The 12,465-nt window shown below is 56.0% G+C and carries 11 protein-coding genes and 2 pseudogenes; 1 reads left to right on the forward strand and 12 read right to left on the reverse strand.

What is annotated here, in order from left to right:
• Window positions 1–45: 45 nt before the first annotated feature.
• From NKI58_RS12710 to NKI58_RS12750, 7 genes and pseudogenes are all read right to left on the reverse strand, one after another.
• Window positions 46–837 carry a polysaccharide biosynthesis/export family protein gene (locus NKI58_RS12710; protein WP_352853262.1) on the reverse strand — a complete coding sequence of 264 codons (792 nt, stop codon included), beginning with the start codon at window positions 835–837 and terminating at the stop codon, window positions 46–48.
• Window positions 834–1,643, reverse strand: coding sequence for a tyrosine-protein phosphatase (locus NKI58_RS12715; RefSeq protein ID WP_352853263.1), 810 nt, complete (start codon window positions 1,641–1,643; stop codon window positions 834–836). Before NKI58_RS12715 ends, NKI58_RS12710 begins: the two co-directional genes overlap by 4 nt.
• Window positions 1,644–2,008: 365 nt before the next feature.
• Window positions 2,009–2,494, reverse strand: coding sequence for a hypothetical protein (locus tag NKI58_RS12720; RefSeq protein WP_352619783.1), 486 nt, complete (start codon window positions 2,492–2,494; stop codon window positions 2,009–2,011).
• A gap of 372 nt (window positions 2,495–2,866) precedes the next feature.
• Window positions 2,867–3,340 (reverse strand): hypothetical protein, encoded by a 474-nt coding sequence (locus tag NKI58_RS12725; protein WP_352619784.1) that lies wholly within the window; start codon window positions 3,338–3,340, stop codon window positions 2,867–2,869.
• A gap of 38 nt (window positions 3,341–3,378) precedes the next feature.
• Window positions 3,379–4,460: pseudogene (locus NKI58_RS35540) on the reverse strand (IS630 family transposase).
• Between the two features lie 165 nt (window positions 4,461–4,625).
• Window positions 4,626–4,811, reverse strand: a pseudogene (locus NKI58_RS12745) (hypothetical protein); the annotation flags it as partial.
• A 307-nt stretch (window positions 4,812–5,118) separates the two neighbouring features.
• Entirely contained in the window at window positions 5,119–6,429 is a 1,311-nt protein-coding gene (locus NKI58_RS12750) for a hypothetical protein (RefSeq protein ID WP_352853268.1), read from the reverse strand.
• A gap of 198 nt (window positions 6,430–6,627) precedes the next feature.
• Here NKI58_RS12750 and NKI58_RS12755 point away from each other — a divergent pair, with 198 nt between their 5' ends.
• The gene (locus NKI58_RS12755) at window positions 6,628–7,389 is read left to right on the forward strand and encodes a class I SAM-dependent methyltransferase (protein ID WP_352853270.1); all 762 of its coding nucleotides are present in this window, start codon (window positions 6,628–6,630) and stop codon (window positions 7,387–7,389) included.
• A gap of 55 nt (window positions 7,390–7,444) precedes the next feature.
• Here the strand turns inward: NKI58_RS12755 and NKI58_RS12760 are convergent, their stop codons facing one another.
• From NKI58_RS12760 to NKI58_RS12780, 5 genes are all read right to left on the reverse strand, one after another.
• Entirely contained in the window at window positions 7,445–8,203 is a 759-nt protein-coding gene (locus tag NKI58_RS12760; protein WP_352853271.1) for an FkbM family methyltransferase, read from the reverse strand.
• A gap of 234 nt (window positions 8,204–8,437) precedes the next feature.
• The gene (locus NKI58_RS12765) at window positions 8,438–9,319 is read right to left on the reverse strand and encodes a glycosyltransferase family 2 protein (RefSeq protein ID WP_352853273.1); all 882 of its coding nucleotides are present in this window, start codon (window positions 9,317–9,319) and stop codon (window positions 8,438–8,440) included.
• 196 nt (window positions 9,320–9,515) lie between these two features.
• Window positions 9,516–10,067, reverse strand: coding sequence for an LbetaH domain-containing protein (locus NKI58_RS12770; RefSeq protein ID WP_352619818.1), 552 nt, complete (start codon window positions 10,065–10,067; stop codon window positions 9,516–9,518).
• Between the two features lie 93 nt (window positions 10,068–10,160).
• Window positions 10,161–11,327, reverse strand: coding sequence for a glycosyltransferase (locus tag NKI58_RS12775; protein ID WP_352853275.1), 1,167 nt, complete (start codon window positions 11,325–11,327; stop codon window positions 10,161–10,163).
• 67 nt (window positions 11,328–11,394) lie between these two features.
• Window positions 11,395–12,459 carry a glycosyltransferase family 4 protein gene (locus NKI58_RS12780; protein WP_352619791.1) on the reverse strand — a complete coding sequence of 355 codons (1,065 nt, stop codon included), beginning with the start codon at window positions 12,457–12,459 and terminating at the stop codon, window positions 11,395–11,397.
• Window positions 12,460–12,465: the final 6 nt, after the last annotated feature.

Below are 12,465 nucleotides of genomic sequence, written 5' to 3' on the forward strand. Positions count from 1 at the left end.
AATAATCCTAGGTTTGTCTGTATCCTGAATTCTGACGGGCCATGGTTATATTCCCGGGATCACGGCAATTCGGGCTGCGCTTGAGGCGACACCGAGAGCGTCCTTAAGATTACTCAGCGCGATTTTTGATTTTGAGGCGAAGACGACAATCTTGTCGCCACCATAGATGCGTGGATTGCGACTCTTGCCAGCACGAATCTGCTCCACATTGTAATTGGCGACCAAAGTATTTTGACCGATATTGCGGTAGACAAAGACCTTTCCCGCGTCGGCAACGGGCTTGAACCCTCCAGCAAGGGCTATCGCATCGATAAGAGAAGAATTGGCCGACACTGGAAAAATACCCGCCCTAGTGACTTCGCCGTCGACGGTAATGCGCTGTCCGATCGATTCCTTGACGTAGACCGACACATCGGGCGACTGCAGATAGTTGGCGCCGTAGGCCGTTTCGATTTCCTGCTCCAGCTGACGGACGGTCTTCCCTCCCGCGGTGACCGTCCCGATAAGTGGAAGCGAAATCTGCCCACCGGCGTCGACTTGAACGGTTCTGTTCAGATTGTCGACCTGGAATACATTCACCTCGAGCACATCGTTTGGAGATAACGGCTGCTCGTTGCCGTTCAGGGTATTCTGCGGCGCAGGCAGTTCCTTTACGACCTGCAGGGCACCGCCGCCCGAAAGAGGGGCCGACGTTGAAGTCAATTGCAGCGCATCGACCGAAGTCGGTGAAGACGGTGTCGTTGATGAGGTGCTCGTACAGGCAGACACCGTGATTGAAACGAGCAAGACACATATCGTGCCCACACAGCTTGTTGCGAAATGAAAAACGCCCATCATGCGGTCCCGCCCTTCAACAAGCGACCCAATCCCGCAAAGCGACCGACGTTGCTGGAGCTTGGTTTGTTCGAGCGTGCCGTTCCGACAGGCTCGAGAGTCCGGTTCGCCAATATTTCGCCTGGACGTTTTAACACCATATTGAGGGCCTCATCTTCCCCACATCGCTTCGCGGCAGCGGCGACGGCCTGCGAAAGTCCAGGGCGCCGGCGGGTGGCGCCATGGGCGTCCGATGCGATAATATCTACCCTGCCTTCGTCAATCAGCTTTTCCGAATAGTAAAGCGCCGTACGTCCAAAAGCACCAACAATCGAGTCTGCCGTAAGCTGAACAAGGCAGCCGATTGCATTCAACCTTTCGACAACGTCGTAATTTGCCTTGATCCAGGTTAGTCGCTCAGGATGGGTAAGAATCGGAATGAACCCGGCGTTTATGAGGCGTAGTGCAAGATCTTCCAGTCTTGGCGGTAAAACGTGATGCGGCGGTTCGAACAAAAAATAGCGAGACCCGTTTAAAGTCGGCACATTGCCGAGCGCCAATCGCTCCGGAAGATCCGGCGCTATATGCACGTCGGCGCCAACGTAAACTGCAAGCGGTATGGCGGCGCGGCGTAGCGCCTGCTCCAACCGCTGAACCGCTGGGGCAATATTTGCCGATCCGTTTTCGTACATGCCTGGCACGATATGCGGCGTACATGCCATATGAGTCGTTCCATCTGCCACCGCCAGCCGCGCCATCTCCAGCGATTCAGCAAGATTGAGTGAGCCATCGTCAAGACCTGGCAAGATGTGGGAATGCAGGTCGATCATTGGCGTTTGTGGCCGCAATGAACCAACGCGAGGACTTCTCCCAGACGACAGGTAAATGCGCCACCCGCACGATAGCGAATGACGCATTTGTCAAGTTCATACAATACGATAGATGCCAAATTCAAGCTATTCGCTGACAGCTCATCGTGCAAGCTAATGATCAGAGTTGCCGCCACCAATTACTGTGCCATCCAGTCGAACCAGACGACCGCCCAAGACGAGCGCACTCCGCCTTAACAGATGAACACGGATGGTTGACGAATCCCATCAAAAGCCCGACTCCAGTCGGCGCACCAAGCCACAGAGGCACCCGCTTATAATACAGCAGAGGCGGTCACAGCCTCTGCTGTATGTCTTGACTGCGCCTAACGGCTGACAGCGCCGCCGTCGTCGTCATCCTGCGTTGCAGCCAAGATACCAGCCGCACCAACCATGCCCCCAAAAATAAAGAGCGGGGTGTTGGACCTGTTGTTGTCCGGAGGAATCTGAGCCGTATGCTCAGAGCCCAACACTCTTAGGCAGATATTGTTCTCGACACGAGAAATATCGAGGCTTGAATTCGCAGGCACATCCAGGTTGCAGCCACCGACACTGACGGAAGCCGAGCCTTTGGCACCGACCACCAGGCGGCTGCCGAAATCAAGAGCATTTCCGGCTTTGGCAGGGCCATAACCAGCAGCTTGAGAAACCATCACGTCGCCATTGGCGCGTCCGATGGAACCAATTGAATTTGCCGCTCCCCGATAAACAGTCGTACAGGTGCACGACGTGTCCTGAGCGAAAGACGAAACCGGGCCGAACCCGACCGAGGCGACAAATCCAGCTAACGCAATTTTTACAGTAAGGTTCATTCGTTTCGATCCTTTTGTCCCACCGTACCTCAGCCCCGCCCAAGCACTAAGGTATTAAACAAGCGCGTAACAGCTTTTTGCGTGGATTCCAACCTGTTTCGCAATTGCGAGATAAATTTTCGGTTTCCGCTGTGTTTCATTGGACACACTCCGTTGGCAGGTTTAGACCTGCCATTTTCATTGCCGGCCCACTGGAAATTGTCCGAAGGCAGGTTTTGTTCGTGGCCTTTGATGGCGGCCAACGCGCCGATGCCTCGTACAGGGATTATGGCCGACTTTGTTGACGTCGGGCGTTATCGCAACTTGACTTTAGCTTTATGACAATCGCGATTCGTGGGAGCGCCGACGCGAGGGCAGTTGGCGAACCGTGAGCTACGAGCCTGATAAGCAAGATTTGTAGGTCGAACCCGCCTGCGCGGGCTGTCCGCACAAGATGCCATTCTCGGCAAGTTTTGCGGCCAAATCCGTGCCATCGGACGTGAGGCATTGCACAACGATCGCCTCACCAAACTTCGAGGCGACATTGCCGTCGCAAGGCGTCCCCTTGCCGACCGGCTTGCAAGTCAGGGCTAGCCCTTGATAGTCCCGGCGCGCCACCTCCGTTACCATGGCACGCATGGATCGCGGCTTGGTAAACGCCACGCCGCACAGCACAATCTTACGGCCCGCGACGCGAAGATCATCGACTGCCTCGATGGAAAGCTTGCCATCAAACGGCTCAAGCGCCGCTTGCGGCTTTGAGGGTTGCGAACGAACAGGCGTCCCCTTTTTCACGAGGATAGCAAAGAAGCCGATCGCAAACGCCAAAGCAAGAAGTGCAAGCAAAACTACTTTCTTGAACGACAAAAATTCTCACTCCCGCCATGGCCAAGCACGCGTCTCTATCACCTCTGGTGGATGGAATCTAACATTTGTTGCCCGCGTTTGACGGCGGCAATGATCTTGTCGGGTCGGCGGTCCAACTGAAGGGCTTTGGTTGCTGGTTGTGCTCTTCGAGGAAGCGGTTGATTGCGGCCTGGAGGTCGAGGACGGAGTGGAAGACGCCGCGCCTGAGGCGACGCTTCGACAGCTTGGCAAAGAAGCCCTCGACCGCGTTGAGCCACGAGCACGATGTCGGCGTGAAGTGGAAAGCGAAGCGCTGATGGCGATCGAGCCAAGCCCGCACCTTGGGATGCTTGTGAGCGGCGTAGTTGTCGAGGACGACGTGGACGGCCTTGCTGGCCGGAACATACGCCTCGATGGCGTTGAGGAAGCGGATGAACTCCTGATGGCGATGCCGCTGCATGTTCTTGCCGATAACGGTGCCGTCGAGCACGTTGAGGGCGGCAAACAGCGTGGTCGTGCCATTGCGCACGGGCTGCAGCCTAACCGCTGGCGCCAGTTCAAGCTCGTCAACGATCCGCAGTTCGGCGACAAGCTGCGCGACGTCGTCGGCCTCTATGTCGATCCGCCTGCTCAGGCCATCGTGCTGTCGGTCGACGAGACGAGCCAGAGGCGCTTGACCGCACCCAGCCGGGCCTGCCGATGAAAAAAGGAAGGCTCGGCACCTTGGCCCACGACTACAAGCCCGCCTTCCAGATGCGACGCACAGCGCTTGCGCTGATGCCAGCCGCTTGCGCCATCATGTCTGCGGTCCAGTGCGTCGTCTCGCCGGCGGGTCCTGCAACGTCAGCGCCACCACGCGCTCGGCGACTTCAGGCCCGAGTGGTGGAACGCGCGAGGGCCGCGTCTTGTCGCGCAACAGTCCTTGGAACCCTTCGGCGGCGAAGCGCTCCTGCCAGCGCCACACGCAGGTCTTGGACTTGCCGGTTTGCCGCATGATCTCGACGGTCCCGACGCCGTCGCTGCTCAACAGAATGATCTCGGCGCGCCAAACGTGCTTCTGCGGTGCATTGCGATCCCGGATCAGCGCATTCAGGCGCTGGCGATCAATCGACGAAACGGTGAGGGATATTCCTGTGCGCATGCGCCAGACTCGCATGCAAACCCGCGAAAGGGAATCCCAAGCCGGACTCTTATGTCAGGCGAGAACCACTAGCGGAAACGTCCGCACGACCGCACCCATCGCTTGATTGTTGGTTCAATAATAGTGAGCCCTTCAATCGAGCGATTTTCAATTGCCTCAAGCATTCTACCGAGATTTGCGCGCGGTGCTGTCCAGATACTGCGTTAACGCACAGACCAGATGGTACAAGATGCTCGCCGGCACATCGGTCGCCAGCGAGCGGTCCGGTCGATCCACAGGCCGAGGTGGTGCCGGATTGATGTGCCAACCGACCAGGTGACCGACACGCGCTTCGATCTCGGGCTTGAGGTCGCGCCGCATGGACGCAGTGAAGGCGTCGCGCATGGCGTCGGCACGAAAGAGGAAGATGCCAATGTTCCGGTAGAAATTGCGCCCGTCAGATAGCTCTGCGCGGTCGCGAGATCCGGCTTTTCGACGAAACGGTAGGCGCCGCAGACGCCGTCCTGCTCGCCGGCGACATCGATGACATCGATATAGCCATAACATTTCCCGCTGGCTCGGCTTAATGCCGAACACCACCAGCCGGCCCGCAAGCGCCGCCGTTTTTTTGGCTTGCCAAAATTGCTGCGCGGTCGCGCAATAGGCTGTGTCCCTCGGGTCAATAGATGTGCAGCCCCTGTCTGTTCAGGACCGCCAGCGTTGCGCGACGACCGTCGATACCTATCTGGGCGTTGAGTTGGCCGCACTGGACGGGGTATGTTGTGCGCTTGTCGTCACCCTGCCACGGGTTGATCGCCATCACGATGCATTCGTCTCCGTCCACCATCACTTTGCGGATCAACGGTCCGCGTGCTTTCCATACTTCATGGGCAGGTCGGTCGATCAGCAGCCGGCCGCGGTCTAATTTCTCGGAAAGCGCGCCGACCCTCTTAAGCGACCGGACAAAAAGCGAAAGCTGCTCGTAAGGCTGTTGCGTCCCGGTTTTCACCTGAGGCTCATAGCCCCACAGGACGACGCCCTTGGCGCCGCTGAAATAGGGCACGATCGCCATCGCCTCGACCAGATAGGACGGCAGCTCCTTTCCCTTCAATGCACTGTTTGCGCCGTGAAATCGCAGCCACTCATAGGCGTAGAGCGGCTTTACGGACCGGGTGCGCAGATAATTCTCCTCGACATTGGCGGCCATGTATAAGACAGCGTCAGGCCGATCATAGAAAACGTATATGCTAGCCACGTAGAAATCGACATAAGGCTCGATATACTTCCACAGTCGCCAATCCGACTTGTGCGTGCCGTCGTTTTGAGCCGCATCCGGGGAAATGCTGCGGTGGAATGGCTGCACACCGTATAGCCCAACGCGAGCCGTGGGATAGCTTTCCTTTGTCCATTTCAGCGGCAGCCAGAACCATTGCGCCCACTGTTTGAAATAGGCTTCGTCGAAGGCTTCCCTCGACTTCGCGCCAGAAGCTTGCCGTGCCGCCTGGTTTTGCCAAGCGAGCTTGGTGTCTTCCTCGAAGGGGAATTCTATGTCCTGGACATAGATCCCCTTTGGGGGAGCCCGTTGGATGTTGCGCCGGATGATGCGTTCGAAGAATGGCGGTCTCTGCCACGGATTGACATGGTGACTGCCTATTGCGCTGGTGATGTTCTCGCGTTGCCCGCCGGGAAAGTCCGCGTAAGTGTTCAAGATTGTCACAGGCTCGAAGCCCCGGGTGTAGGCGTTCTTCGCTGCTTCACCCTTCGAGCCGTCGATCACGTTCCAGTACGCCTTGAGATCGCCAGCCATGGAGAGCTCAGGAATGTTGCCCCAACCGAAGTCTTGCGGCGACTGCGCAAGGCTGCTTCTTCCGCAAAAGGCAAGAAGGGCAAAGGCCGCAACAATCCCCCCAGAGGTCAACACTGCGAAACGACGTTTGATCTCTGCTCTTTTCACAATTCCTCCATCCGAGGTCCGGGTCGCGTTGTTCATTTTGGCTACCTGGCGTGGCGTCGCCGGGAAGAACCTAACCAACCGCGTCTTCGTTTATTCCCAGGAAAACATGCCAACACAGCATGGGATCAAGCACTTAGGCGGCAGATTTCCAAAGTTTGGTTGACGGGTAGCCCTGTTCATTTGATTATGGATTTGATATCCGCCAGCCAGAAATGACAACCCAGAAAGTCGGACATGAGCCACGGTTTTGAATCCAGGACTTATCCAGAAATGCTCGCTGGCGGCTTCAGTCGCGTTGACGGAACAATCCAGTTTTACACGAGAGTGAATGCCCTTCTTTCAGAGAACATGGTTGCCATGGATTTTGGATCCGGGCGCGGAGGATGGTACACCGACGAGAAGCTGCCTTACCGCCGTTCGCTCCGGAATCTCAAAGGCAAGGTGAGAAGGGTAATTGGTGTCGACGTCGATCCGGCCGTATCGGAGAACCCCTCCATAGACGAAGCTGTGGTCTTCGATGGGTCTCATATACCGCTAACCAATGCCTCGGTTGATATCATCATCGCCGATCACGTTTTCGAGCACCTGCCCGACCCTGCCAATACAGCCGCGGAACTCGACCGGATATTGGCGCCAGGTGGCTGGATTTGCGTGCGGACGCCAAACAAGTACGGCTATGTGGCGCTCGTCAACCAACTGCTGCCGGAGAACGCCAAATCGGCAATCCTGCATTTCGCCCAGCCAGGTCGCAAGAACGAGGATGTCTTCGAAGCCCATTATCGCCTGAACACCAGATCGGCGTTGCGGCGTCACTTTTCCGGATATGAGATCGCCTTGCATTCCTGGGAGGCCGAGCCGGCCTATCATGCCGGCAAGGCCGCCATCTTTCACCTGGTGAGAGCCTGGAGCTCACTGGTTCCGAGCGGCATGAGCACGGCGCTTTTTGCCTTCATGCGTAAATCCCAGGTCGGGACCCCGACAGCCTGGAGTTCTTGATGAAGGCAAAGGCCGCGACCGTTAATCAGCCGGCCAGGTGATGTTACACACCCCTTCAACTCTGAATAAACCTACCAGCCTTCTCGGCAGGGATAGCAATTGTATTCCACGCAGGACTCTCAATATCGGAATTTGGCAGGAGCGGTTTGGCACCGTCGAATAGCCGATAACCGCTCCCGACCAGGATACGACCAATTTCAACGGAGTTACGAGGGGAAACCTCGATAGCCAGGGCCGGACGCGCCTCTTTCAAGAGGCGAGAACTCCCACCAAGCAATTCCGCCTCCGCCCCTTCTACATCGATTTTCACGACATCCGGGGATGGCAGCAACTTAAGACAGTCATCGAAAGACAAACACACGATGGTTTGCAACTCACGGACACCGCCCGTCTGCGAATTTCCGTATTCGGCCAGCGCATTCGAGGCTCGTGCGCGGCTGGCAATGGCAAACGACCTGAAGCCCATTACGCCCGCCATTCCCGCGGGGATGATCAGCAGTTCTGCGGCTTCACTAGGCTGAAGGCTGGCGGTGCTGCGCAGCAAAGCCACCAGGGAAGTGTCTGGTTCGAACGCAACAACGCATCCTTTCGAACCGGCCAAACCAGCCGCGGCGACGGTGAAAAGCCCAATGTTGGCGCCAATGTCCCAAACGGTATCGCCTTTCCTTATCAACATTCTCGCCGCTGAAAGAAGGTCCGGGTCGATTTGGGAAATTGGCTTGAAGAAATATCGCAACCCTCCGGCCGTAGAGACCATAATCGGCAAACCGCCAAATTCCTGAGGCATTCGGCGACGGCGTACCTGATCACGCATCATCCGTTCCAAAAAAATTCTAAGTTGGCGCATCAGAATACCAGACCCACACGCAGAGAAGCTCTCATATACGTTCCTTTCCGCTCAGAAATTAACAACCGAATCGTTTGAAAATACCATGTTTTGTAGAAAGCGTACTGAAATCCACCTGACCCAGCGAGAAACCCGAATTTAAGAAAGTATGTGAATAATAAATAGGCCCACGGATACCACCATCTAGACAAATTTCCGTACTTAAGTCTTTGGCGACGCGTCATAATACGAAGAGTGAGCGGCTTTTGCATCTATCATAATTTCGTAAGCCAGTCTAAGGCAGGCAAACTGGTACCCTGCAGCACCGTCCAATATTCCAAGGCGAATAATATAAAGATAAATAAATACTAAGAACGGGCGTCCAGGAATCCTGTAAGCCAAGTTCTTCTGTGCCTCGCGCCTAGCACCGGGATCTCTAGACACTAAACATTTTACTGTATTCAATGTAATTGGCGTTCCCCTAATCAGTCTCGCTTCCATCGTTGAGTAGCGATTGTGCCTTTCCAGCCACCAGTCCAAGCCCTTATTAAACGGAAAATGGAGAATATGGCCCTCAAGCTCCTTGGCAGAACCGTCGGCACGGTAACTCTCGTTTACCTTGCGCTCTACCAGAACCTTTCCGCGGCGAAATACCCGAGGGAACCAAGTAGGATATCCCGAGGAGCGTCGAAGCCAGCGATCCAGAAACAGGTCCTTTCTCCGAACCCGAAACATAGCGACGCTTGCATCTGCTGTCTCAATGTGATGTTCGATCTCCCCTGCTAGCTCACGCGTCATCCTTTCATCCGCGTCAAGCATAACAATCCACTCATCGAGGCCCGGCAACGTTAGACCAAAATTTCGTTGATCTGCGTAGTCAGTAAAAGGTCGCGTTACAACAACCGCTCCCATCTCCTCTGCTATCTTGGCAGTACCGTCGGTACTTTCCGAATCAAGTACATAGATTTGCTCGCGCCAAGGTATTGATGCTATGCAATCTGCAATGTTGACTGCCTCGTTGTAGGTCAGAATCAAGACTGATGGCATTTCATGTTTACCCACAACCCGTGCTAAATTTCCGACCACGACAGTACCTTCATCCACGTTCGAAACCGTCCCAACTCAATTTAACGATGTTCGCACCGTATTCGTTTTGCAATAGCCGGGAGTGCAATCGGTGCTGGAAGAGTCGACTACAATTACTTCGGAAAACCGGCTCAGACGAGAAAGGCATTTTCCGAGGTTCGCCTCTTCATTCTTGACGGGGACCCGACGGTGATGGCAATCTTTGACTCTGATATCAGCGTGTACCGATGCTCTTGGCCGGGTTCCCAACAACAACCAGATTGGGACCGACGTCACGTACGACGACAGCCCTGGCTCCGACCACGGCTCGTTCACCAATTGTGACTCCCGGACCGATGAATGCATCGGCGCAGATCCATGCCCCGGCACCAATGGAGATCGGCGGTTTCGTGAGCGGCATCCGAGGATCCCTGTGGTCATGCGAACCCGCACATAGATGTGCACCCTGCGAAATTGTGGCGGCCTCCCCGATACTGATCTTTCCCAAGGCGTAGAGCACAGCTCTGTCGCCAACGGCAGCGGAGTCACCGATGACAAGATTCCATGGAATGGCGATCCGCACAGAGGGATAGACATGCGCGTCCTTGCCGACAGTCGCGCCGAACCGCCTGAGCAAAAACCGCCGCCATCCCCACAGAAGCCTTGGGCTCAGCGAGAACAGTGGCCCCATAAGAGCCCAAAGGGAGCGACCCAGCTTTTCCTTCCTGGACCACTTCCGTGACGCCCGATTGGCGGCTACATGCGAGGCTAAATTAGCGGGATCCATCTTGTCCAATCATCTAGAGGCCGGTGATGGCCTCCTTTTTGTGACTGCGGGCAGCGAGCCTGGCGCGAGCGAGAGTTTGGCTCGAAGCATCGATCATGTATCAGTGAGCACAAAGTCCGGCTGCTCATCGCTTTTGACACACCAGCGATAGACATGGACCATGTTGGCAGCGATCCTCTGCCATGAGAAATCGCGTTCCATCCATGCCCGGCCACGCGATCCCATTGCATCCAAGGACGGTCGCGGCATCGCCATGGCGGTTTTCAAGGCCGCGGAAAGTGGCTCTATTCCATGATCTATCCACCAACCGCATCGATGTTCGGCGAGCCCCTTCCATGGCGCGCCAACAGTACAGACTACCGGTGTCGCATTCGCCAGGGCTTCGGCCACCACCATACCAAAATTTTCATTCAAAGTAGGCAAAACGAACAAGTCGGCATCCTGATACGCTTCTTGCTTGGCCTCGCCAAAGACGGCATCTTCAAAAACCACTCTGGCCAAACCGAGTGCCCTGCAGCGTCGTTCCAGTGTCTCCCTGGTCCCTTTCTCGGAAGGACCGACAACCCGAAGTTGCCAATTGCAATGCTCCGCTTCTATACGCGCCCATGCTTCAATAAGACGATCAATTCCTTTCTTGGGATGTATCCTACTCAGGCAAAGTACAGTTCGCATTCGTTCACCCTCTCTTGGCCTCTCGGCCAACAAAGGCAAATCGATGCCATTCGGAATAATTGCCACCGGCGCGGTCAGTCCAAAAGCACGTAGTTCCAGACATTCCTGCAGACTGGTAGCGTGGAAGCAGGCTGTGGGGTGGAGCGCGCGCTTCTGTGCCATTGCCCAAAAAGCCCGCTTTTTATAGTAAGAGAATTGAAGCGCAGCTTCACCCAGCATCCCTCTGGGAGATACAATCAATGGTCGCCCATATCGCGCCGCGCTCCAGCCGGGGTAGACATTCGGCATCAGCCAGAGCCCATGCGAGTGAAAAATCGCCCCGGAGCTGGCTGATCGATCCAACGCCTCGTGAAGCCTCCTTGAAAAACACAGTCTCTTGGCGACCGGTACTTGGCCAAAATCACAGGGAAAAACACGGGAGCGCGCAACGTTCGGGTCCGATTGCCCTCTCGTTATCGTGCTCCACAGCTGCGATTCCATTCCCCGTTCGCACAGAGAATCGGACAGCCGCCGAACCGAATAGCTTGGACCTGAGGCTTCCGCAGCAACTGATGCCACAACCTGCACGACCTTCATATGACCGACCATCTCTGCAACCAGATCGATCCAGCCGCCTCAAGAAACACGACACCGAATTCTCCGTCCGTCACTCGACTCACATCTCGCTGTGCATTTTGTCGATAAACCGAGCAACAGCATTGGCGAATGGCTCCGGCCCAAATTTCGTGGCCACCGATCGAGACGCGCTTTCTGCTTCCTGCCAGTGGTGCGTATCCCAGGAAGCGATGGACCGCAGGGCGTCAGTGATGGCATTCACATCACCGGGACGAAACAAAACCGAGTTGCTTTTCGTTGCGAGGTCCGATGCCGCGCCAACAACTTGTGACAAGGCAAGAGCGCATCCGCTGAGTACAGCTTCATGCGCCACCAAGCCCCAGGGCTCGGACAGGGATGGAAGGACCAGACAGCGCGCATTCCGGAACACATCAGCAAGTTGCGCCGGCTGAAGAAAATCGGAGACTTCGATCAAGGGATGACGAGGCAGTTGGTCCCGCAATGGCCCGGCCCCACAGATCTGAAGCGACCAATCCGGATTATCAGCAGCGAAGTCCACAAACGCCTGCGCCAGGGCAACAACGAACTTCACCTGCACCAGTCTTCCAACGAACAAAAAGCGCTTGGGGCGAGAATGCAGGGGTGCACCCCCGTTGAACAACGCCGGATCGGCGCCGTACATTCCCTGGAGCACCGTGCCTGGCCGATAACCCATGCGCTCGGCGTATATTGTTCCCGAAACGCCTGGCACAAACACGCCATCGAAGCGCCGTCTCAAAAGAGCGCTATGTCGTATCGGATCAAGCAGGTGCTGCCGCAGGGTTCCTTGCCAATTCGAATCGGTTTGCAAGATCACTTTTCCGCCGTTCGACCGGCAGTGGACAGCGAGCGAATTGAAGGCGGGCCAGTGAAATCCTCCTTGGAAAAATAAGTCGGGCCGGCGTATGCCCAAGCGCGTCCAGTCCGCATTGGCGTCCCGACCATCAATCCAGTGTACAGCCTGACCGAGAGAACGTTCCATGCCTGCAATCGGCACAACCGGCCGGGTTCCAATCACTGTCACGCGTCCAGGAAATCGGTCAATTACGACACGAATGCATCTAGCTGCGTAGTCTGGAAGACCGGACCAAGCGAACGCAATCGATTCGATGTTACGTGTCGTCATAGCTAT

Origin of the sequence: Mesorhizobium sp. M0522, from assembly GCF_040321085.1 — a bacterium.
GTDB lineage: Bacteria > Pseudomonadota > Alphaproteobacteria > Rhizobiales > Rhizobiaceae > Mesorhizobium.